The organism is Sphaerospermopsis sp. LEGE 08334, from assembly GCF_015207205.1.
Lineage (GTDB): Bacteria > Cyanobacteriota > Cyanobacteriia > Cyanobacteriales > Nostocaceae > Sphaerospermopsis.
The window spans coordinates 35,618-56,736 of record NZ_JADEXH010000018.1 but is presented as its reverse complement, the minus strand read 5'-3'; the positions used below and the strand labels follow the sequence as shown (position 1 = coordinate 56,736).

Genomic DNA, 21,119 nt, shown 5'->3' with positions numbered 1-21,119 from the left:
GACAAAAATAATCCCCAATTTCCCACAACGCAATTATTGATTATTTTGTAAGAAGCTAACATGAAAACAATGGGTCAATCTTCATACTGATATTTAACCCCATCTAATATTCCTTTAAATTCAATTCCCTTAGTTGTATGCTTGTTCTGATTCGGCGAGAGCGTGAGATTAAATCGCTTGAATAAGCTGAAAAATTCAGGCAATGGCATTTCTTCTTTAATGCGTCTTACCTGTAGTGGTACTTGTCCACCATCAATCTTTTCTCTTAGCGTATCCATATTTTCGCCTGTAATTAGCAAGAACACTACGCTAACATTATCCTCGATGGACAACACTTTTATCCCAAACAATCGCTCATTTGATTCTTTCAGATTTTTTTTATCAAGCCAGCAAGATATTGAAGATTGATCGGCATTATCAACTGATACAGAGCCAACCATGTCATTATACTGGACGGACGCTTCAAACGTTTCTACGTTCATGGCAAGTTTAGTTTGCTGGTATTCCTAAAATTTACATTATGATTATGCCACAAGTTATAGATTACTCAGGCTATCGCTCACAACTACCCTAATTTTAAATGATTGCAATTCCAACTTTTTGTAAATGGCGATAGCCTTAAGAATAGCAGTCAATCCCTATCATTAATTTGATCCCAAGCTGCTTCGTTAAACGTTGATGGATCACCCCAATCCACACCATCTAACGGATCATTAGTATAACTTGCATGGTAAACATCTGGATCAATGTAGGAATTTCTCTCATCCTCACCTCTATCCTGTGCAATTTCTTCAGAAATAGGAGCAGTTGGGCGGTAGCTTCTAACAGATGAGCCACGATCCTTACCTCTATCCTGTGCAATTTCTTCAGAAAGTAAACGATTGGAAATCAGTTTATGTGCCTGTACAAGCCGCCTCAAAAACTTTGCTGTGTCATAGTTCTGGTACATTTCATGAATTGAGATAACAGTTTCGACTAGGCTAGGATTAACGTTCGTAATAAATCTATCAATGATGTTTGGACGATTTCCCGAAAGACCATGGTGTTCAAACATATAACCCTTTAGAAGATCCCAATCTACCGCATAGAGCAATCTTTTTATAAGAAAATCGGCTTCGGAGTCCAGAAATATCCTAGATGTTGAATAATGACGATTTTTTAGTGAAGCATTTAATATGAATAAGCGGAGTTTATCCGGCAAACTTAGAATAATAAGCTCTACAGGTATTGTCATTGTCACTACTTATTTACCAATAGTTGTATTTGATTTGGTATAACCAGTTATTACACAGAATTTTTCTGTATAACATTTTTATATACAACTTTATATAGTAAGCATCACAAATGATTCTTGTCAAGCTATGCAGAACTTTTCTAGATAATATCCCTATCGCCCAACTCAAACCCAAAATATTACAATACTATCTGCGTGAATCTTTTGTCACATAACAAAATATCAATGTAAACAGAATTTACAAACAAGTGAGAGAACCTGCATTCTTTGTTAAGATTCATGAATAAATATGTCATTTTCTATATCATTTTGTGTCAGATATAGGACAAAACCCCCACAGAATGAGAGTTTTCTGCTAAAAAACTCTTATTGCCGAAAATAATTGGAGTTACAAACGGCCATATTAGCCGTGAACAACTTCATGAGAACACGCTTTAAAGGAGCTTATCTGAATGTTCACCCAGGTCAAGTCCACAATTAGACATATTGCACCAGACGACCTACGCGGACGCAATCTGATTAAAGTCGTTTATGTTGTCCTTGAGTCTCAATATCAAAGTTCCTTATCTCAAGCAGTGCGGGAAATTAACGCTAACCACCCCAGCGTGGCCATCGAAATTAGCGGTTATTTAATTGAAGAACTGCGTGACTCGGAAAACTATGAAGATTTCAAACGCGATATAGCCAGTGCTAATATATTCATCGCTTCCCTGATATTTATTGAAGACTTAGCGCAGAAACTCGTCGCAGCAGTCGAACCCCACCGCGATAACTTTGATGTAGCGGTTGTGTTCCCCTCCATGCCCGAAGTTATGCGTCTTAATAAAATGGGTAGCTTCTCCTTGGCGCAGTTGGGACAATCTAAGAGCGTTATTGCCAACTTCATGAAAAAGCGTAAAGAGAAATCTGGCGCTGGTTTCCAAGATGGAATGTTAAAGCTCTTGCGTACCCTTCCCCAAGTGCTGAAATTCCTCCCAATGGAAAAAGCACAAGACGCGAGAAACTTCATGCTCAGTTTTCAGTATTGGTTAGGTGGTTCAGCAGAAAACCTGGAAAACTTCCTGCTGATGCTGGCTGATAAATACGTCTTAAAAGGGGAAGATAAACAAAAATTAGCTGCTGCTGACTATCAAGCACCAGTAGTTTATCCTGACATGGGTATTTGGCATCCCTTAGCGCCAAATATGTTTGAAGATGTGCGAGAATATCTGAACTGGTATTCTGTCCGCAGGGATATTTCCCGAAATCTCAAAGACCCCCTCGCACCTTGTGTTGGTTTGGTTTTACAAAGAACTCACCTAGTGACTGGAGATGATGCACATTATGTAGCAATTGTCCAGGAATTAGAATCTTTAGGTGCAAAAGTTCTGCCTGTATTTGCTGGTGGTTTGGATTTCTCTAAACCTGTAGATGCTTATTTCTACGAACCTACAACCAGATTACCTTTAGTAGATGCGGTTGTTTCCTTAACCGGTTTTGCTTTAGTAGGTGGACCTGCTAGACAAGACCATCCCAAAGCTATCGAAGCATTAAAAAAATTAAACCGTCCCTACATGGTGGCATTGCCTTTGGTCTTCCAAACCACCGAAGAATGGCTAGATAGCGATTTGGGGTTACATCCCATTCAAGTGGCTTTACAGATTGCTATTCCCGAACTAGACGGAGCAATTGAACCTATTATCCTATCCGGTAAAGATGGGGCAACAGGTAGAGCGATCGCCTTACAAGACCGTGTAGAAATTGTTGCCCAACGCGCCTTAAAATGGGCAAGTTTACGCCGCAAACCCAAATTAATCAAAAAAGTCGCCATCACCGTTTTCAGCTTCCCCCCCGATAAAGGTAACGTGGGAACTGCGGCATATTTAGATGTATTTGGTTCTATTCATGAAGTTCTCAAAGGACTGAGAAACAACGGTTACGACGTGCGGGACATCCCTGAAACCGCGAAAGAGTTGATGGAACAAGTGATCCACGATGCACAAGCGCAATATGCAAGTCCTGAACTCAACATCGCTTACAAAATGTCAGTACCCGAATATGAAGCACTGACACCATACTCCCAACGCTTAGAAGAAAACTGGGGACCACCACCAGGAAACTTAAACAGCGACGGACAAAATCTATTAGTATACGGTAAGCATTTCGGTAATGTCTTCATCGGTGTTCAACCCACCTTTGGTTATGAAGGCGACCCGATGCGCTTGTTGTTCTCTCGTTCCGCTAGTCCTCATCATGGTTTCGCTGCATACTACACCTATTTAGAAAGAATTTGGGGTGCTGATGCCGTTTTACATTTTGGTACACACGGCTCATTAGAGTTTATGCCCGGTAAACAGATGGGGATGTCTGGAGATTGTTACCCAGATCAACTAATTGGCACAATTCCCAACCTGTATTATTACGCAGCGAATAACCCCAGTGAAGCGACAATTGCTAAACGTCGCAGTTATGCAGAAACAATTTCTTACCTAACTCCACCTGCGGAAAATGCTGGTTTATACAAGGGTTTGAAAGAACTCAGTGAGTTGATAGGTTCTTACCAAACTTTGAAAGATAGCGGCCGGGGAGTTTCCATTGTTAATGCGATCGTTGACAAATGCCGGATTGTGAACTTAGATAAAGATATTGACCTGCCCGAAACCGACGCAAAAGATATGTCCTCTGAAGAACGGGATAATATCGTCGGTATCGTTTATCGCAAGTTAATGGAAATTGAATCTCGCTTATTACCTTGCGGTTTGCACGTTATTGGTAAACCACCTTCTGCGGAAGAGGCGATCGCCACTTTAGTGAATATTGCCAGTTTAGATCGGCAAGAAGACGGTATACTTGGACTACCATCCATCATTGCTAACAGCTTAGGCCGCAACATTGAGGAAATTTACCGCAACAGCGACAAAGGCATTTTAGCCGATGTGCAATTGTTACAAGACATTACAATGGCTACCCGTGCGGCTGTAGCAGCTTTAGTACAAGAACAAATTGATGCAGAAGGTCGAGTTTCCTTAGTATCCAAGTTGAATTTCTTCAACATGGGTAAAAAAGAACCTTGGGTAGAATCTTTGTATCAATCAGGTTTTAACAACGTTGACACCTCTGCATTAAAACCCTTGTTTGAGTATTTGGAATTTTGCTTAAAACAAGTATGTGCAGATAACGAACTCGGTGGTTTATTGCAAGGATTGGAAGGTGAATATATTTTACCCGGACCCGGTGGCGACCCCATCCGTAACCCTGACGTATTGCCAACTGGTAAAAATATACACGCCTTAGATCCCCAATCTATCCCCACTACTGCGGCTGTCCAGTCTGCGAAAATCGTTGTTGACAGGCTGTTAGAACGCAACAAGGCGGAAAATGGTGGAAATTGGCCAGAAACCATCGCCTGTGTCCTCTGGGGTACAGATAACATCAAAACCTACGGGGAATCCCTAGCCCAAATTATGTGGATGGTGGGAGTGCGTCCTGTTCCCGATTCTCTCGGACGGGTGAACAAGTTGGAATTGATACCTTTAGAAGAATTGGGTCGTCCTAGAATTGACGTAGTAATTAACTGTTCTGGTGTATTCCGCGACCTGTTCATCAACCAGATGAATTTACTGGATCAAGGTGTAAAAATGGCTGCTGAAGCTGATGAACCCTTGGAAATGAACTTTGTGCGGAAACACGCTTTACAGCAAGCGGAGGAGATGGGAATTAATCTGCGTCAAGCGGCAACCCGTGTATTTTCTAATGCTTCTGGTTCTTATTCTTCTAATATTAACCTGGCTGTGGAGAATAGCACTTGGGATAGTGAAGCAGAGTTGCAAGAAATGTATTTGAAACGCAAATCTTTCTCTTTCAATTCTGATAACCCAGGTGTGATGGATGAGTCACGGCAGATTTTTGAAACTACATTGAAAACTGCTGACGCAACTTTCCAAAACCTTGATTCTTCGGAGATCAGTTTAACGGATGTGTCTCATTATTTTGATTCAGATCCCACAAAATTAGTTGCAAGTCTGCGTGGAGATGGTAAGAAACCTGCGTCTTACATTGCAGATACCACTACCGCGAATGCACAGGTGAGAAGTTTATCGGAAACTGTGCGTTTGGATGCGCGGACGAAGTTGTTAAACCCCAAATGGTATGAGGGGATGTTGTCTCACGGTTACGAAGGTGTGCGGGAACTGTCTAAGCGGTTGGTGAATACCACTGGTTGGAGTGCGACTGCTGGTGCTGTGGATAACTGGGTTTATGAGGAAACCAATGAGACGTTTATTAAAGACGAGGAAATGCAGAAACGTCTGATGAATTTGAATCCTCATTCTTTCCGCAAGATTGTTTCTACTTTGTTGGAAGTGAATGGTCGCGGTTATTGGGAGACGAGTGAGGAGAATTTAGACAGGTTGAGAGAGTTGTATCAGGAGGTGGAAAATCGGATTGAAGGTATAGAATAAGTTTAGATGGGCAGGTTTTATACCTGCCTATTTTTGAGATTTTGTTTTTTTGCACGCAGAGGCGCAGAGGCGCGGAGAAAGAGAGAGATTAGTTTATGATTTGAGTAAAGTGATAATTTTTGTAATTGTGGGATGTAGTTATGAATGCTTTAACTGTGAGTTTAAAATCAGTGATAGATATGACTGATGATCAGTTTTTTCAGCTATGTCAAAATAACCGAGAATTGAGATTTGAAAGAACAGCAAATGGGGATTTAATTATTATGCCACCAACGGGAGGGGAAACGGGAAATCGGAATGCGGGTATTACTGCTCAAGTTTGGATTTGGAATGAGCAAAATAAAGAGGGTATAGTTTTTGATTCTTCTACTTGTTTTAAATTGCCAAATGGTGCGGATCGTTCTCCTGATGCTTCTTGGATAAAGTTGGAAAGATGGAATGCTTTAACTGATGAGGAAAAACAAAAGTTTCCTCCTATTTGTCCTGATTTTGTAATTGAGTTACTTTCTCCTAGTGATAGTTTGAAGACTACACAGGAAAAGATGAGGGAATATATTGACAATGGTGTACGTTTGGGTTTATTACTTAATCGTAAATCTCGTCAGGTGGAAATTTATAGACCAGGTAAGGAGGTTGAGGTTTTGGATTCTCCTGTTACGGTTTCGGGGGAAGATGTTTTAAAGGGTTTTGTTTTGAATTTGGGGATGATTTGGTAATTGGTAATTTTTACAAAAATATATGCTGACTATTAAAGGGGTAATCATTTGATATGGCAACAGTAGTATCTATGATTAATATGAAAGGTGGAGTCGGTAAAACGACACTAACTTTTAATCTAGCTTGGTATTGTGCTTGGAAAATGAGGTTAAGGGTATTAGCTATTGATTTAGACCCACAAGCAAATCTTAGTCAGTATTTTATGGGTGCTGAAAGATATTTACGTTATATTCAAAATAATCAACCTACTGTAGTAGATATTTTTAATGAGCCTAGATCATCCATACCTGTTCACGATGTACCAGATTTTGCTGGTATTACATTGCATCTGATTGCATCTAGACTTGATTTAGCTTGGAGTCTAATAGATCCCAAATGTAAAATTGGACAAATACTACCACAATCTTTATCTGCGATAAATCATCACTATGATCTAATTATTATTGATTGCGCTCCAACTGAGTCACTTTTAACAACAGCAGCTTATAATTCAAGTAGATACGTAATTGTACCAGTTAAACCGGAGTTTTTAGCAGCTATTGGTCTACCACTCTTGGTTAAGTCTCTCAAAAAATATAAAGAAATAAACAGAAACCAAAAACTTGAAATTGCGGGAATCATTTTTAATGATCATAATAAAGATATGTCTCCAGAAGAAATTACTTCATGTCGAAGTGTGAGAAATATAGCTGAAAACTACGGGTGGAAAGTTTTTGAAAGTACAGTACATCGTTCTAGGTCTTTTGCCGCAGGTTCAAGAGAAAGGCAACCTATTTTTAACACACCACGAGCGCGTACAGATGTAAAATATAATTTTGATAAAGTTGCAGAAGAGTTTTTAAAGGCGGTAAAATTAAGATGAAAAGTAAAATATTACACATTGCTTTACGCATAGCTCTTATTCAAGAAGAATTTTCTGAGACAGAAATCTCAGAAGCGGTAAATTTATTGCAGGAAGCAGGTGTGACATCAAATTTATTTACGTATCTATCCTCTAATAATAGTAAATTTCAACCCAAATCTTTTAGTAGTAAAGCAAAATCCGAATCACCAAAGACACAAATACCTATAGATTTAAAAAATAACGAACCAGAAAAATATAAGTTACTTATTGAATTTGAATCTTCTTTGAAGAATAAAGAAATTCTCATTGAATCTGTTGAAATTAGAAGATTATGTGAAAGTTTAGACAAAAACTTTTTTTCATCGAAAAAATCTCGTTTAGACTTAATACATCAATTAATACAATTGCTAATATCTAGAACAGTTGAAGAAATAGCAACAATTATTAATGAGGTTAAAAACAAGGAAAAAGAAGACCCTTATTATAAACTATCAACATTTTTGATTGATGGTGATTCCAGTCATAAACCAGAAGTAGAGGAGTAAATTACTGGTTTTGGAAATTTAAAATGATTGCTGTTTAGGGATATTGGGAATTGCGTTAGCGAAGCGCACTGAAGGTATTGCTTGTAAACTTGTAACTTTAGATTATCTATTGACATGATATCATAATTATGATAAGGCTAATAATTTATTAAGCAAATAGAGGTAAAAGTAAATATTGCTGCAAGTTTTTGATAACTTTCAGCATCCTGAACCACAGCAGATGATTTCAACAAATGTATAATTGCGGAGATTTAATCAAATCATGTATAATCAAATCAGTCTTTGGGACTATCTGCCAGATACTAATAATGTGATTTTAGAAAATCACGTTAATAAAAAAACAATTATTTCTACTGATGGAGAAGTGATATTATATCCGAATTTTTTTAGCACTAAAGAAAGCAATCAGCTTTTTTCAGATTTATATTCTAGCGTGAACTGGAAACAAGAAATAATCCAATTTTTTGGTAAGCAAATGCCTATACCAAGATTAACAGCATGGTATGGAGATGAAGGGAAATCATATACCTATTCTGGTATAGAACAACATCCAGAACCTTGGAATACAACATTAAAATTAATTAAATCCAAGATTGAAGAAATCGCTCAAGTTAATTTTAATAGTGTTCTTCTCAATTTATATCGAGATGGTAAAGATAGTGTTTCTTGGCATAGTGATGATGAACCAGAATTAGGACAAAATCCCATTATTGCTTCTGTTAGTTTTGGTGCAACCCGTCGTTTTTCCTTACGACATAAGCATTCAAAAAATCACAAGATTGATATTGATTTAACCAGTGGTAGTTTGCTATTAATGCAAGGTAAAACTCAGCATTTTTGGCAACATCAAATTGCTAAAACAGCTAAAGAAATTCAGCCACGAATCAATTTAACCTTTAGAATTATTCACTAATTTAACTCAGGGTGTATCAATTTGATGGAAAAACTATACGAGTATATTTTAGAAGGATTAAAAAACTCCCCAGATTTTTATAATCCTAATCTTCATCAGACATTTGAGAGTTATCTTAAATCTTTACAAAATGCTGCAAAATACCTATGGAAATCCTATCGCTCAAATACGGTAAAAGTAGACTATTCTGATCCTCAAGTTCAAGCAGCTTATTTAATTCGGTACTATCCTCACTATGTCCAAATGACTTTGGAAATTTTGCGACTATCTCCAGAAATATTCACTTTTCCAGAACAGATAAACGCTTGCTTTTTTGGTGCAGGTCCATGTCTTGAAGTAGCTGGTTTAGGTCAATTTCTTACAGAACATTGTCCAGAAACTAAATCTATGATAGTTAAGATTTATGATATCGCTTCTGAGCAATGGAAATTAAGTCGAGATATCACCAAAAATTTTATAGTTCCCCAACTCTGGAAAGGTGATATTTCTGGAACAGTCAGCAAGTTTGATCTATGTTCAGATAATGCTTTTGAAGGAATAGCAGAAGATATTAGTAATTGTCATCTGTTTATATTTCAAAATTGTCTAAATGAAATATGGAATACCTCAGCTACTCAAGAAAATATTAAATTTTTACTTGATCGCGCTCCCTTGAATAGTTTTATCATTATTGGTGATTTGCTTGCTTATGATCAAAATCGGAGAATATTAGAAGATATTGCTAAAATTGCTAATCAAAGAAATGATTATCAAATTATTGAACGGGGTGAATTAGAAATTGCTTCTTCCTTAAAAATTCCTGGGATAGTTAGGCAAAATCTACTAACTGGGGAAGATGGTTTAATTCCTCGTTACCGAATTAGATTTTTATTTCTGGTGATTCGTAAAGGTGAATATAGTAGTGAAGATTTATTAGATGATGATATCCCATATTAGTTCCTTCAATGGCAATAATTGACTATTAAAATAGTTCTAATTGTCTAACATCAGATTTCTTTTCAAGATCATACCATCCAATTAAAGAAGGTGATTCAGGATGATGTAGTCGGTGATTTTCTCTTGCTTGATCAAAACTTGTGGTTGCATAGCAATATTGACACCCAAATAAGCAAGTATCATACATACCAATGTCTTTACTTTTAACACAACCACAGGTTTCTCTTTGACCAGAATCTTTTTGATGATTAACTTTTATATTAAATACTTGATGAATATAATTATCATCTATGCACTTACCATGATTGATTCCATAAAATTCTAAATTTATTGACTCGGAACAAGTAAAAACTTGCATATTATATGTATTTGCAATATTCACTAAGGAGGGTATAAATTTACTAAAAACTTCAGGAATATTCTCAAAATTCAAAAACTCAATATTTTGTTCTTTTTCTATTTTCTTTAGACGCTTATTATTTTTTTGATATTTATCCATAAAACTAATTACACACCTCTGAGTATAACCAGACAATTGACTAGCAATAACTTTATATTGATCAAGATGAAAATTACAATCAATTTTACCTGAATTGCTAAAAATAATAGGATCATATCGCCAAATAACTTTTTCATAGCCTATTAAATTAGCTAATTGCTGAAATGTTTTAATAGTATGAGATAAATCAGATTTGTTAGTATCTATAAAATTATGATTGTTCATCACAGTAAACTGAAAATAATATTTATATCCTCTTTCATCTAATTTAGGTAAATAGGAAAGCAAAGGTTTAGGGTTTCTTGTCCAGAAAACTATCATTTCTACATTTTCTGGAGTTAGGTTTATATGAGAAATTTGATTACGATTAAAAGGATTGGGAACGGTACAATAACCTGCGCGTATACGGTTAATAAACCACGTAGAGTAAAATGCTGGAATATCAGTACGTCTGCTAACGCTAATAATCATTTTATTTTTCCTATTGAGTAGACTTTTTCATACTTTAAGTTCATACTTTAAGAGTAATCAATTTATAAAAATTACTACAGAATTTAATAAAAAAATTAACTTAACGGTGCGATCACGTTTGTGGTTTTGGGAGTAAAATCGCTGTTTGAAGGTTTGGGGATGTGCGTAGCGAAGCGCACCGAAGGTATCGCTGTTTTAGAAAGTGGAGGAAGTGCGTTAGCGTTAGCTTACCGTAGGTATCGCTTGTTGGGGATGTTGATCTAATAAATTTCTCTACGATGACCAATTCTAACAATAATGATTAATTGTTTTTCTAAGTCTAACTCATAAATAACTCGATAATCACCCACTCTTAACTTATAAAAACCTGACCATTGACCTGTAAGAGATAGAGGAGTTATCTGCTCAAAATTTCCACTTAACCATTGAATTTTATTCAGAATCCGCAGACGCACAACCTGATCTAAATTATCTAAATCAGTGATAGACTCTGATTCAAAACTGACAGAATAACTCATTTAACGTTCTATCCCATACCTTTTATAAACTTCGTCTAGAGGAATAGTAGGTCTTCCTTCTTGACGTTTACGCCGAATTTCCAATAAACTCTGCTTAAATGATTCTTTGATTTCCCTACCCTCATCAGGATCACCAAAGTATTCATCTAGCATTTCATCTACTGTGTTACGGATTAAGTTTTGTAACTGTTCCGCCGTCATTTCTTTAATTTGCATAGTTGCTTTAAACAGTGAATTATAGGAATGATTATACCAGTTAAGAGAAAATAGTGGGATAACGACAGGCGTTAGCGAAGCGCACCGAAGGTATCGCTGTTTGGGGGATGTGGGGGATGCGATCGCTGTTTGGGGGGTGTGGGAGTGCGTTAGCGAAGCTTACCGAAGGTATCGCTGTTTGGGGGATGCTGGGAGTGCGATCGCTATTCAGTCGCGAATTTTATCACTCATCTCCATATAAATCCTGTATATTTTCTAATCTCTGCTGAGAACCATGACGCACGCGATGAATATAGACAACTCCTTCCTCTTCCTCAAGGTGTTGAACTGTAAATAAAATCAAAAATTGTTTTTGGTAAAGAAGTTGTCGAACTTCAGTTCCCATATACTTACTTTCTATGGCTAAAGAACAACGTTGAGGAAAATTTTCCAACGTCAGCATAATTTCATAACATCCCCGCACCCAACGAAAAGCCCTTTCCTGTGAATCTTCTTTTATCCACAAGAAAATACTCTCAATATCAGCTATAGCACTAGGTGAAATCTCAATCCGGTATGCCATATTTTTGTTTAAATTCTGCAAATGCTTGATTTAAGGGCATACCCTCGCCTTGCTCAAACTCATTTATACTTTGACGTATCTTTGCAACAGATTCTAATAATTCCAGTTTATCAATCAGTTTTTGATAACTTTCAGCATCTTGAACCACAGCAGCAGCTTTACCATTAACAGTCAGCACAATAGGAGCTTTAGTTTCCTTTAACTTATCCAGAAACATCTTTGCTCCGCGCTGAAATTCTGATAAAGGGTGAATATCGCGTAAGTTAAACATCATAATTACAATAAATTATTTGATGATTTCATGTTAATTTTATGAAAATATTTTGTCAAGGGATGCGTTAGCGTTAGCTTACCGAAGGTATCGCTTGTTGAGGTTTTGGGAGTGCGATTGCGCGAAGCGCTGACTTGTCAGTTCGCTTTTTGGAGTCTTGGGAGTGCGATCGCGTAACTGTAGGTAGAAATTTTGTATAATCTACATAATGATATAAAATTCAAGATGATTAAAACATTTAAAAGTAAAGCATTACAAAATCTATTCAGAGAAAATTTTAATAAAGGAATACCAGCAAACCTAGAAAAGAAAATTAGAATTAGATTAGAAGTTATAGACTCAGCTTTAATTGTAGATGATATAAGATTACCGGGATATGATTTGCATGAATTAAAAGGAGACAGAAAAGGAACTTGGTCAATTAAAGTATCAGGAAACTGGCGGATAACGTTTAAATTTGAAGATGGGGATGCTTATGATGTCAATTTAGAAGATTACCATTAATGAATGTTGTGCTAATATAATCTTGGATGATTGAACATCGTTAAATAAAGCCACCCAAATTATTAAGGAGTATTAATTATGAATAATCTGCAAGATATAACTCAAGATAGATTAGTAAGACCAATACATCCTGGTGAAGTAATTGCAGATATTTTAGATGATTTAGATATTAATTATAGCAATTTTGCAGAAATTTTAGGAGTATCTAATCAAACAATTCAGGAAATTATTAATGGTGAAAAATCTATTACGGTAGATATTGCAATTCGTCTGGGTAAAGCATTGGGAAATGGACCAAGATTATGGTTAAATCTTCAGCAAAAGGTTGATGTTTGGGATGCTTTGCAAAGTCACAAGGAAGAATATGAACAAGTTATGACATTGGTTTAGAAGAAATATGAATTTTATCACTCTCTATCTACCTCCATCAATTCCAATAACAGATAATCAATTTTTTGAATTATGTCAAATTAATGAATTAATCAAAATTGAACGTAATGCTGATGGTAGTCTAATATTAAAGCCTTTATTCGGTGGTATATCTAGCAATGTGGGGGTGTGATCGCTGTTAGGGGATGTTGGGAGTGCGTTAGCGAAGCTTACCGAAGGTATCGCTGTTTGGAGATGTGGGGAAGTGCGTAGCGAAGCGCACCGAAGGTATCGCTAAAATAGACTTCATTTACAAACTACCAAACAATAGCAACCAAACCCGACGCAGTGATATTTTGATCGCAAGTCAATAAATACACAACCTCAACTTTACTGGCTAAAACTAACGCAGTTGCCGCAATTTGTCTATCGTGCATTTCATTAATAGAATATAAACTCATAGTCATTTCAATAACATCTTGATCCAGGGGATAAATTACCACACGAGGATCAGCTTCTACTGCTAAAATTACATCTTTAGGAGTAGGAATAGATGTTCTACCTCTTTCTACAATCCAAACAGCTTCAGCTAAAGTAGTTGCAGGAATAACTAACTGTGAATTAGGATCACAAAGGATAGTTTTAGCATTTGCACCTAACTTTAAATTACCTTCAAGAAACCAGATTAAAGCATGAGTATCTAGGACATATTTCATAATTTATTATCACCAGTCTAAACTGTCCTCACTATCCCCATGAAATTCAGCAATTTCAAAATCTGCTTCTGTTGACTGGTTGTTACCAGAAAACATACCAAACTTCATCATTTGATTTTTATGCTGATTTTTTTCCGACTTTAAAAAAGTGACAATAACCAGACTTTCTGAAATATCAGATGGTAATTCTTTAAGTTCTACTTTACCATCTTTGTAAATTCCTTCTATTGCTTGCAACATACTTTTTACTATGGGCAAATTTAGCTGATGTTATTACTTGAACTATACACTATAAATAAGCGTTAGCGTTAGCTTACCAAAGGTATCGCTTTTTGGGGATGTTGGAGGTGCGATCGCTGTTTGGGATATGGAGGAAGTGCGATATTCATGCCTAAGATATTGCTTTTTGATAGAGAAAGATTTAGACTTTGGCTATGAAATGCCAACTATTTGTACACCTTACGAATTAATGGAGCGATAAATTATGTGGGAAGATGAAATTGTAGAAGAAATTCATCACATTCGAGAAGTCTACGCTAAGTCCTTTAACTATGATTTGCGTGCCATATTTTTGGACTTGCAAAAAAAGCAAAACTCAAGCGGACATAAGGTTGTTACACTACAACCAAAACTAAAGTCTAACAAATTATTGGAAGGTACAAAATCATAAACAGATACGATAGCGTATCCCTGACGGGACTCGAAGAGATATCACTCCGTAGTAACCTCTGTTGGGGGATGTTGGGAGTGCAATAGCGCAATCGCTGACTTGTCAGTTCGCTTGTTGAGGATGTGGTGGTATGCGATCACTTTTTGGGGTTTGGAGGGTGCGATCGCTGTTTTGGGGATGTTGGGAATGCGATCGCTGTTTGAGGGTATTTGGGAAATGCGATCGCCCATTTAATAAATATAACTATTCTTCTTCTGCTAATATCTGTGAAATATCCCGTGCAGCATAAATTAACCGGATAATTTCAATATATTCATCCCCTTGCAAATAAAAAATTAGATGCTTTTCAAATCCTTTAACCTGCCACTTTCGCAAACCCACTAAACGAGGATTTCCAATATCATAAATACTACCAATACCCGGTAGTTGTGCTATTTGTGAAAAAGTCTGCCTAGTAGCATCAAAAAAACTCAATGCTGCATCGAAATTACTCTGTGCAATATAAGCAAACTGTTCATCCAGATCAGCACTAGCCTTTGGTCTAATTATAATTCGTCTACTCATTGCTATGATTTGCGAATTCTTTCAATAAGTTGGAAGCGTTTTTGTTCCCACCATTCATCTGTAATTTCTATTGCGTCACCGCTATCTAATCCTTCCAATAATAACTTTTCTATTCGTGATTGTTGAACTCTTTCTAAGTCTTGACGAATCAGGTGTCTAATATATTCGCTAGTTGTACTGTAACCACCTTTTTCTACCTGTTCATTGATAAAATCCCGCATAGAATCGGGAAGAGAAATATTTACTGTAGTCATAATTAACAAGTGTTGATTTTTCTGATTATTTCATTATGGCAAATATTGTCAATTTTTGTCAAACAGTCTGCATAGCGATCGCTGTTTGGGATGTTGGGAAGTGCGTAGCGAAGATTACCGTAGGTATCGCTTATAAACATCTAAATATAAATTACCTCTTGACATGATATCATAATATGATATCTTATACATTAGCTGCTGCTAAAAACAAAAAAGGATGAATCTTAATAATAAACAAAGAAAAACTTTAGAATTAATTTTTACAAATCCTGTACCAGCAAATATTATTTGGCAAGATATTGAAAGTCTATTCATAGCTTTAGGTGCTTATATTAGTCAAGGTAGCGGTTCAAGAGTAGGAGTTAAATTAAATGATGTGAGAGGTTATTTTCATGAACCACATCCAGAAAAAGAAACCGATAAAGGAGCAGTAAAATCAGTGAGAGAATTTTTGATAAAAGCAGGAGTTGAACCATAATTAGTTGATTTATAATTAGTCCATATTGAAGATTTGGGGTAATTCCAAAAATTGCCCCTACCACAATAAAATCTAGTTGAGGTTATTAGACTTATGTTGACTTACAAAGGATATACAGCATCACTTGAAGTAGATGTAGAAGCAGGAATACTTTTTGGGCGTGTTCTTGATATTAATGATGTAATTACATTTAAAGCGAAAACAGTAGAAGAAGCACGTCAAGAATTTCAGACTTCTATTGATGGTTATCTAGCTTTTTGTGAAGAATTAGGAGAAGAACCGGATAAACCTTTTTCTGGAAAACTACCATTTCGTACATCTCCAGAACATCACAGGAAAATTTTTATTGCAGCCAAAAAAGCTGGAAAAAGTATCAATGCTTGGATGGATGAAGTTTTAATTAATGCTGCTGAAAAATCAGTCAAAGCATAGATTAAATGTTTTTTATAAATACCATTTTCATTAAGATTCACAATACCAAGGTAAAAATGAGTAACACAAAGAGAAACAATATGCGATTATGGACACCTATTCCTAATTCATTTGAGGCTTATAGAAGACGCTTGATTGTAGAAGAAAGTGTTTATTATGAGAATATTTGGCGTTTATTTCATATAAATGAATCATTAATTGTTACTCTAGCTTCTGCTGTAGCAACAAGAGTTTTAGATATTTGGAATACAGATCATAATAAATTTGAAAATGAAGAGAGTTCTATTTTACATATTCAAAATATCTTAACTGGATTAGATAGAAATGATTCTACTAAAGAACCTAAGAATGGTTGTTTTAGTGGTAGTATGAATGAATGGATAAACCTTTTAAATGCTACAAAGAATGTTTTAATTAATATTAAAAAATCAGAATCTAACCCATTTATCAATGAGATAAATCAATACATTAATGAAGAAATAACTGAACCATTATCTTTCCTAGAAGATAGGGGAAAAATTATTTCTTCGCATTCAAATCCAACTTTAACAGGAAATAAACTTACGAGATTACAAAGAATTAGAGCAATTAATGAACTGAGGAATAAATTAGCTCATGTTCCTATTTCTTGGCGTATTTTACTAAATGAACCAGATATAGAGAATAATCAAGAAATAGAAAGCGAAGAGACGCAAACGTTAACTTTAGAAATGTAGAGAGTGCGTTAGCGAAGCTTACCGAAGGTATCGCTGTTTGGAGATTTTGGGAGGGCGATAGCGCCAGCGCTGCTGCAAGCAGTTCGCTTTTTGGGAGTTTGGGAAGTGCGATCGCGTTTAGGGATGTGTAGGATGTGCGATCGCTTATTTTGAGATGTGGAGTAGTGCGTTAGCGGTAGCTTACCGAAGGTATCGCTTTTTGGTACTTTAATTATATAATCAGCAATATAATGATAGATATGTATGTCAGCTAAAGATGTTTTTCATGAAGTTGTAAAAATAGCCTTACAAAAAGATGGTTGGCAAATTACAAATGACCAATTTACAATTAGCGTAGGAGGAGTTAATCTTTCTATTGATTTAGCCGCAGAGAAGCTGATTGGTGCAGAACGTGAAGGACAAAAAATAGCAGTAGAAGTAAAAAGTTTCTTAGAGAAATCTTCCGCTATTTCTGAATTTCACACAGCATTAGGACAATTTATTAATTATCGAGGTGCATTGAAAAGACTACAACCAGATCGTGTTTTATATTTAGCAGTACCTTTAACAACTTATAAAACATTTTTTCAACTAGATTTTCCCAAGGAGATGATTTTAGAAAATAGTGTAAAAATGATAATTTATGATGTAGAGAAAGAGGTGATTTTTCAATGGATAAATTAAATCAATACCGTCAAATTGTCCAAGAAATATTAAAAGAATATGGTGAAGCACAACCAGCTTACGGCAATATAGAAGTTGAGACAATTTTTGATACAGAACGTGATCATTATCAAATAGTTCATGTTGGTTGGGAAGGTCAAAATTGGGTACATAGTTGTATTATTCATATTGATATTAAAGGTGGTAAAATTTGGCTGCAATGGAATGGTACAGAAGATGATATTGCTGCTAATTTGGTAGCTGCTGGAGTGAGTAAAGAGGATATTGTGTTAGGTTTTCAGTCTCCTTTTATGAGGAGGTTTACAGAATATGCAGTTAGCTAGAATATATTCGCAATTTTTTTGAATTATGTTATGTAATGAGGATGTGGCTATGAATGCTTTAACTGTGAGTTTAAAATCAGTGATAGATATGACTGATGATCAGTTTTTTCAGCTATGTCAAAATAACCGGGAATTGAGATTTGAAAGAACAGCTAATGGGGATTTAATTATTATGCCACCAACGGGAGGAGAAACGGGAAATCGGAATGGTAGAGTAAATCAACAGTTATTTAATTGGACTGATGTTGATGGTACGGGAATAGCTTTTGATTCTTCTACTTGTTTTAAGTTGCCAAATGGTGCGGATCGTTCTCCTGATGCTTCTTGGATAAAGTTAGAAAGATGGAATGCTTTAAGTGATGAGGAAAAACAAAAGTTTCCTCCTATTTGTCCTGATTTTGTGATTGAGTTACTTTCTCCTAGTGATAGTTTGAAGACTACACAGGAAAAGATGCAGGAATATATAGATAATGGTGTGCGTTTGGGTTTATTAATTAATCGTAAATCTCGTCAGGTTGAAATTTATAGACCAGGTAAGGAGGTTGCGGTTTTGGAATCTCCTGTTACGGTTTCGGGGGAAGATGTTTTAAAGGGTTTTGTTTTGAATTTGGGGATGATTTGGTAATGATTTGGTAATATTTACAATTATTCAATCTATCTATTACAAAATAGTGATACACTTGATCTAGTTAATCATATACGAGCAGGTGTTTTATATTGCTCATTATATAATTACTTAACTTTAGCAATTCTTTGGGAGCAACAACCGTGATAGATGGTAAAGCTATTTCTATTTCATTATTTACAGGTGCTTATGGTCTAGATTTAGGATTAGAACAAGCAGGTTTTCATACTGTAACTGTAGTAGAAAAAGACCGTGATGCTGTCAAAACAATAGCTCTTAATCGTCCATTTTTACAAGAAAGTGCAATTTCCAGAGAAATACAAAATGTCACATCTCAACAATTATTAGAAGAAGGAGGAAGAGTTTTAAATTTAGGACGTGCTTTACAACCAGGAGAAGTTGATTTAGTTACAGGTGGTCCACCATGTCAACCATTTAGTACCGCAGGAAAAAGAGGTTCAGTAATGGACCCTCGCGGTAGTTTATTTATGGACTTTATTCGCATTGTTAAAGAAGTTCAACCCCGTTTTTTCTTAATGGAAAATGTTAAAGGTTTACTTTCTGCTCCACTGCGTCATCGGCCAATTAATCAACGTGGAAAAGACTACCCACCTTTAGAACCTGATGAAATGCCTGGTGCTGCTTTAAAAGTGGTATTATCAGAAATGCAAGCAATAAAATATAACGTAGTTTACAACCTCTTAGAAGCAGCAGATTATGGAGTACCACAAAATCGAGAGCGTGTCATATTTATTGGTTCTAGAGATGGTGAAACTGCTACATTTCCTATTCCCAAATATTGCAAAAATGGTCAAACTTTACCTAAATGGAGAACATTAAAAGATGCTTTAAATGGGTTAATTGATGCAGAACCAGAATATATGTCTTATTCAGAAAATCGTTTAAAGTATTTGAGATTATTAGAAGCTGGACAAAATTGGCGACATTTACCAGAAGAATTTAAAAAAGAAGCTATGGGAGGTGCATATAATTCTGGAGGTGGGAAAGTCGGTTTTTATAGAAGATTATCCTGGGATAAACCTTCACCAACAATAACCACAAGTCCCCATCAAAAAGCAACAGATATGTGTCATCCTGTAGAATTACGTTGTTTAACTGTGCGGGAGTCTGCAAGGATTCAAACATTTCCCGATGATTGGATTTTTCATGGTTCTGTAAGTTCTAAATATAAACAAATTGGTAACGCAGTTCCCGTACTACTTGCGAAAGAACTTGGTAGTTATCTCTTTAACTTAATTCAAGGAAACAGATCGAAAGGTAAAGAGATAGCTGAACAATTATCACTTTTTTAGGTATAGATCAGCAATTTTCTATTTTGTAGCCAATTCAGCAAAAGCTTTATCAATTTTCTGTAACATATCTCGTATATGATTTTCCACTAGATCATAATCCATACAAATCATATTCCAAAATGTTTTACCAGCAATACGAGGAATGTTACTTCTGTCTGAAAAAGTCCATTTACCTAAATCAAAAGCTGCTATAAATAAAGGATTTTCATGAATACTTAATTCTTTTTTTGCTCTTGGTACTTGAGAAGCAGTCAATGTTCCTTTTAAAGTTTTTAATTGTGCAAACTTAACTATTTCTTCCGAAAAAAGTAAAATGTCAATTCCCGTAATTTTAATTCCAAATTCAAACTCCGGGTTAATAATATAAGGACTAATATTAGATATCTTTTCCCAGAGACTTCCCATTGTTGTACTCAAACTTCTTGTCACTGAATTGCTGGTAACTAGCAATTTAGCTCCACAGAGTTCAAAAAGATTGGACGGGTTAGGATGATCCTCAATTATTGCACTTTTCTTTTCAAAGTCTAATTTTAACCACTCAATAAAATCATCTGCAAATTTTTCAGTTTTACTACTAATCAACTGAGATTGTCTATCTAGTTCTAACACAGAACCGTTCTGTATATCTTGTTTAATTTGATACTTAAAATAAGCAGGTGCTATCAAAGAAAGAATTTTTCCATATTTATATGCTGTGTGCAAATCTTCATCTACAATGTCAGTCGCATCAATTAATGAAGCATGATGCAAAATTAGTGCTTTCCGTTCCTGGACAGAAAGTGGAATTAAAGTTTCAGCAGTTAATTGAGTAGACATACAAAGCTATATTTAACCCATTGGACTTTCTTAGTATTACCCAAAATTAAGCCCTAAATCACAATATTTACTGAAATTTTATTTGCTTGTTGGTGTAAAATCTCAATAAGTACAAAGTTACTGTATAGTGCTGTTTTGGGATGTTGGGAGTGCGATCGCTTTTTGGTGATGTAGGGAGAGCGATCACTGTTTTGGGGATGTTGGGGGTGTGTGGAGGTGCGATCGCTTTTATTGCTTTTACTGAATACTTTCAATTATCTCCCATAAGTATCGCTATTGTTAGATGTACAATGTATGACAAATTATCAACATTGCATACTCAAGGAGTATATAATTAGTGATATTAACAATTGGGATCAAAAACTGTGATAGATGGTCAAGCTATTTCTATTTCCTTATTTACAGGTGCTTATGGTTTAGATTTAGGATTAGAACAAGCAGGTTTGTCAGTGTTCCTTTGAGAGTTTTTAATTGTGCAAAATTAACTGTTTATTCCGAAAAAAGTAGAATA

34 protein-coding genes are annotated in these 21,119 nt (G+C 35.7%); 20 read left to right on the top strand and 14 right to left on the bottom strand.

Features of this window, described 5'->3' with window-relative positions; all coding sequences use genetic code 11:
* Positions 1-74: 74 nt before the first annotated feature.
* Positions 75-482: a hypothetical protein gene (locus IQ237_RS12020; protein WP_194055403.1), complete on the bottom strand. Its 408-nt coding sequence runs from the start codon at positions 480-482 to the stop codon at positions 75-77.
* Between the two features lie 149 nt (positions 483-631).
* Entirely contained in the window at positions 632-1,234 is a 603-nt protein-coding gene (locus tag IQ237_RS12015; RefSeq protein ID WP_194055401.1) for a hypothetical protein, read from the bottom strand.
* A gap of 452 nt (positions 1,235-1,686) precedes the next feature.
* On the opposite strand from IQ237_RS12015, the gene IQ237_RS12010 reads away from it, so the two are divergent.
* The 6 genes from IQ237_RS12010 (at position 1,687) to IQ237_RS11985 (ending at position 9,628) form a co-directional block, all read left to right on the top strand.
* Positions 1,687-5,673: a magnesium chelatase subunit H gene (locus IQ237_RS12010; protein ID WP_194055399.1), complete on the top strand. Its 3,987-nt coding sequence runs from the start codon at positions 1,687-1,689 to the stop codon at positions 5,671-5,673.
* A 140-nt stretch (positions 5,674-5,813) separates the two neighbouring features.
* Positions 5,814-6,389, top strand: a complete 576-nt coding sequence (locus IQ237_RS12005) for a Uma2 family endonuclease (RefSeq protein WP_194055397.1) — start codon at positions 5,814-5,816, stop codon at positions 6,387-6,389.
* Between the two features lie 53 nt (positions 6,390-6,442).
* Positions 6,443-7,252 (top strand): ParA family protein, encoded by an 810-nt coding sequence (locus IQ237_RS12000; protein ID WP_194055395.1) that lies wholly within the window; start codon positions 6,443-6,445, stop codon positions 7,250-7,252.
* Positions 7,249-7,779 (top strand): hypothetical protein, encoded by a 531-nt coding sequence (locus IQ237_RS11995; protein ID WP_194055393.1) that lies wholly within the window; start codon positions 7,249-7,251, stop codon positions 7,777-7,779. Before IQ237_RS12000 ends, IQ237_RS11995 begins: the two co-directional genes overlap by 4 nt.
* A 262-nt stretch (positions 7,780-8,041) precedes the next feature.
* Positions 8,042-8,692 carry an alpha-ketoglutarate-dependent dioxygenase AlkB gene (locus tag IQ237_RS11990; RefSeq protein ID WP_194055391.1) on the top strand — a complete coding sequence of 217 codons (651 nt, stop codon included), beginning with the start codon at positions 8,042-8,044 and terminating at the stop codon, positions 8,690-8,692.
* 24 nt (positions 8,693-8,716) lie between these two features.
* A complete protein-coding gene (locus IQ237_RS11985; protein ID WP_194055389.1) occupies positions 8,717-9,628 on the top strand; it encodes a hypothetical protein in 912 nt (303 codons plus the stop codon).
* A 25-nt stretch (positions 9,629-9,653) separates the two neighbouring features.
* On the opposite strand, the gene IQ237_RS11980 is transcribed toward IQ237_RS11985, so the two are convergent.
* Positions 9,654-10,598, bottom strand: a complete 945-nt coding sequence (locus tag IQ237_RS11980) for a DUF1848 domain-containing protein (RefSeq protein ID WP_194055387.1) — start codon at positions 10,596-10,598, stop codon at positions 9,654-9,656.
* 120 nt (positions 10,599-10,718) lie between these two features.
* Here IQ237_RS11980 and IQ237_RS11975 point away from each other — a divergent pair, with 120 nt between their 5' ends.
* Positions 10,719-10,862 (top strand): hypothetical protein, encoded by a 144-nt coding sequence (locus tag IQ237_RS11975; RefSeq protein ID WP_194055385.1) that lies wholly within the window; start codon positions 10,719-10,721, stop codon positions 10,860-10,862.
* On the opposite strand, the gene IQ237_RS11970 is transcribed toward IQ237_RS11975, so the two are convergent.
* The 4 genes from IQ237_RS11970 to IQ237_RS11955 form a co-directional block, all read right to left on the bottom strand.
* The gene (locus IQ237_RS11970; protein ID WP_194055383.1) at positions 10,859-11,116 is read right to left on the bottom strand and encodes a type II toxin-antitoxin system RelE/ParE family toxin; all 258 of its coding nucleotides are present in this window, start codon (positions 11,114-11,116) and stop codon (positions 10,859-10,861) included. The genes IQ237_RS11975 and IQ237_RS11970 overlap by 4 nt on opposite strands.
* The gene (locus IQ237_RS11965) at positions 11,117-11,332 is read right to left on the bottom strand and encodes a hypothetical protein (protein WP_194055381.1); all 216 of its coding nucleotides are present in this window, start codon (positions 11,330-11,332) and stop codon (positions 11,117-11,119) included.
* A gap of 223 nt (positions 11,333-11,555) precedes the next feature.
* Positions 11,556-11,894 carry a type II toxin-antitoxin system RelE/ParE family toxin gene (locus tag IQ237_RS11960; RefSeq protein WP_194055379.1) on the bottom strand — a complete coding sequence of 113 codons (339 nt, stop codon included), beginning with the start codon at positions 11,892-11,894 and terminating at the stop codon, positions 11,556-11,558.
* Positions 11,878-12,168 (bottom strand): type II toxin-antitoxin system Phd/YefM family antitoxin, encoded by a 291-nt coding sequence (locus tag IQ237_RS11955; protein WP_228020082.1) that lies wholly within the window; start codon positions 12,166-12,168, stop codon positions 11,878-11,880. Before IQ237_RS11955 ends, IQ237_RS11960 begins: the two co-directional genes overlap by 17 nt.
* Positions 12,169-12,390: 222 nt before the next feature.
* Here IQ237_RS11955 and IQ237_RS11950 point away from each other — a divergent pair, with 222 nt between their 5' ends.
* From IQ237_RS11950 to IQ237_RS11940, 3 genes are all read left to right on the top strand, one after another.
* A complete protein-coding gene (locus tag IQ237_RS11950) occupies positions 12,391-12,669 on the top strand; it encodes a type II toxin-antitoxin system RelE/ParE family toxin (RefSeq protein ID WP_194055377.1) in 279 nt (92 codons plus the stop codon).
* Between the two features lie 78 nt (positions 12,670-12,747).
* Positions 12,748-13,059: a HigA family addiction module antitoxin gene (locus IQ237_RS11945; protein ID WP_194055375.1), complete on the top strand. Its 312-nt coding sequence runs from the start codon at positions 12,748-12,750 to the stop codon at positions 13,057-13,059.
* A 7-nt stretch (positions 13,060-13,066) separates the two neighbouring features.
* Positions 13,067-13,231, top strand: a complete 165-nt coding sequence (locus tag IQ237_RS11940) for a Uma2 family endonuclease (protein ID WP_194055373.1) — start codon at positions 13,067-13,069, stop codon at positions 13,229-13,231.
* A gap of 124 nt (positions 13,232-13,355) precedes the next feature.
* Here IQ237_RS11940 and IQ237_RS11935 read toward each other — a convergent pair whose 3' ends face one another.
* From IQ237_RS11935 to IQ237_RS11925, 3 genes are all read right to left on the bottom strand, one after another.
* Positions 13,356-13,754: a type II toxin-antitoxin system VapC family toxin gene (locus IQ237_RS11935; RefSeq protein WP_194055371.1), complete on the bottom strand. Its 399-nt coding sequence runs from the start codon at positions 13,752-13,754 to the stop codon at positions 13,356-13,358.
* Positions 13,755-13,763: 9 nt separating this feature from the next.
* Positions 13,764-13,994 carry a hypothetical protein gene (locus tag IQ237_RS11930; protein WP_194055370.1) on the bottom strand — a complete coding sequence of 77 codons (231 nt, stop codon included), beginning with the start codon at positions 13,992-13,994 and terminating at the stop codon, positions 13,764-13,766.
* A 68-nt stretch (positions 13,995-14,062) separates the two neighbouring features.
* Positions 14,063-14,200, bottom strand: coding sequence for a hypothetical protein (locus IQ237_RS11925; RefSeq protein WP_194055368.1), 138 nt, complete (start codon positions 14,198-14,200; stop codon positions 14,063-14,065).
* A gap of 38 nt (positions 14,201-14,238) precedes the next feature.
* On the opposite strand from IQ237_RS11925, the gene IQ237_RS11920 reads away from it, so the two are divergent.
* A complete protein-coding gene (locus IQ237_RS11920) occupies positions 14,239-14,424 on the top strand; it encodes a hypothetical protein (RefSeq protein ID WP_194055366.1) in 186 nt (61 codons plus the stop codon).
* A 99-nt stretch (positions 14,425-14,523) separates the two neighbouring features.
* Positions 14,524-14,658 (top strand): hypothetical protein, encoded by a 135-nt coding sequence (locus IQ237_RS26685; RefSeq protein ID WP_255512650.1) that lies wholly within the window; start codon positions 14,524-14,526, stop codon positions 14,656-14,658.
* Between the two features lie 9 nt (positions 14,659-14,667).
* Here IQ237_RS26685 and IQ237_RS11915 read toward each other — a convergent pair whose 3' ends face one another.
* Together IQ237_RS11915 and IQ237_RS11910 are read right to left on the bottom strand one after the other, a co-directional pair.
* Positions 14,668-14,988 carry a type II toxin-antitoxin system RelE/ParE family toxin gene (locus IQ237_RS11915; RefSeq protein ID WP_194055364.1) on the bottom strand — a complete coding sequence of 107 codons (321 nt, stop codon included), beginning with the start codon at positions 14,986-14,988 and terminating at the stop codon, positions 14,668-14,670.
* A gap of 2 nt (positions 14,989-14,990) precedes the next feature.
* Positions 14,991-15,242: a type II toxin-antitoxin system ParD family antitoxin gene (locus IQ237_RS11910; RefSeq protein WP_194055362.1), complete on the bottom strand. Its 252-nt coding sequence runs from the start codon at positions 15,240-15,242 to the stop codon at positions 14,991-14,993.
* A 217-nt stretch (positions 15,243-15,459) separates the two neighbouring features.
* On the opposite strand from IQ237_RS11910, the gene IQ237_RS11905 reads away from it, so the two are divergent.
* The 7 genes from IQ237_RS11905 (at position 15,460) to IQ237_RS11875 (ending at position 19,792) form a co-directional block, all read left to right on the top strand.
* Positions 15,460-15,720, top strand: a complete 261-nt coding sequence (locus IQ237_RS11905) for a type II toxin-antitoxin system HicA family toxin (RefSeq protein WP_194055360.1) — start codon at positions 15,460-15,462, stop codon at positions 15,718-15,720.
* 93 nt (positions 15,721-15,813) lie between these two features.
* On the top strand, positions 15,814-16,152 hold the full coding sequence (locus IQ237_RS11900; protein WP_194055358.1) for a type II toxin-antitoxin system HicB family antitoxin: 339 nt from the start codon (positions 15,814-15,816) through the stop codon (positions 16,150-16,152).
* Positions 16,153-16,232: 80 nt separating this feature from the next.
* Positions 16,233-16,868, top strand: coding sequence for a hypothetical protein (locus tag IQ237_RS11895; protein WP_194055356.1), 636 nt, complete (start codon positions 16,233-16,235; stop codon positions 16,866-16,868).
* 243 nt (positions 16,869-17,111) lie between these two features.
* Positions 17,112-17,531 (top strand): XisH family protein, encoded by a 420-nt coding sequence (locus tag IQ237_RS11890; RefSeq protein WP_194055354.1) that lies wholly within the window; start codon positions 17,112-17,114, stop codon positions 17,529-17,531.
* Positions 17,519-17,854 (top strand): XisI protein, encoded by a 336-nt coding sequence (locus IQ237_RS11885; protein WP_194055352.1) that lies wholly within the window; start codon positions 17,519-17,521, stop codon positions 17,852-17,854. The genes IQ237_RS11890 and IQ237_RS11885 overlap by 13 nt, the downstream gene beginning before the upstream one ends.
* A gap of 49 nt (positions 17,855-17,903) precedes the next feature.
* On the top strand, positions 17,904-18,479 hold the full coding sequence (locus IQ237_RS11880) for a Uma2 family endonuclease (protein ID WP_194055350.1): 576 nt from the start codon (positions 17,904-17,906) through the stop codon (positions 18,477-18,479).
* A 143-nt stretch (positions 18,480-18,622) separates the two neighbouring features.
* Positions 18,623-19,792, top strand: a complete 1,170-nt coding sequence (locus tag IQ237_RS11875) for a DNA cytosine methyltransferase (RefSeq protein WP_194055490.1) — start codon at positions 18,623-18,625, stop codon at positions 19,790-19,792.
* An 18-nt stretch (positions 19,793-19,810) separates the two neighbouring features.
* Here IQ237_RS11875 and IQ237_RS11870 read toward each other — a convergent pair whose 3' ends face one another.
* Positions 19,811-20,608 (bottom strand): hypothetical protein, encoded by a 798-nt coding sequence (locus IQ237_RS11870; RefSeq protein WP_194055348.1) that lies wholly within the window; start codon positions 20,606-20,608, stop codon positions 19,811-19,813.
* A gap of 53 nt (positions 20,609-20,661) precedes the next feature.
* On the bottom strand, positions 20,662-20,862 hold the full coding sequence (locus IQ237_RS11865; protein WP_194055346.1) for a hypothetical protein: 201 nt from the start codon (positions 20,860-20,862) through the stop codon (positions 20,662-20,664).
* A 96-nt stretch (positions 20,863-20,958) separates the two neighbouring features.
* On the opposite strand from IQ237_RS11865, the gene IQ237_RS26810 reads away from it, so the two are divergent.
* Positions 20,959-21,069: a DNA cytosine methyltransferase gene (locus IQ237_RS26810; protein ID WP_194055344.1), complete on the top strand. Its 111-nt coding sequence runs from the start codon at positions 20,959-20,961 to the stop codon at positions 21,067-21,069.
* Positions 21,070-21,119 lie beyond the last annotated feature (50 nt).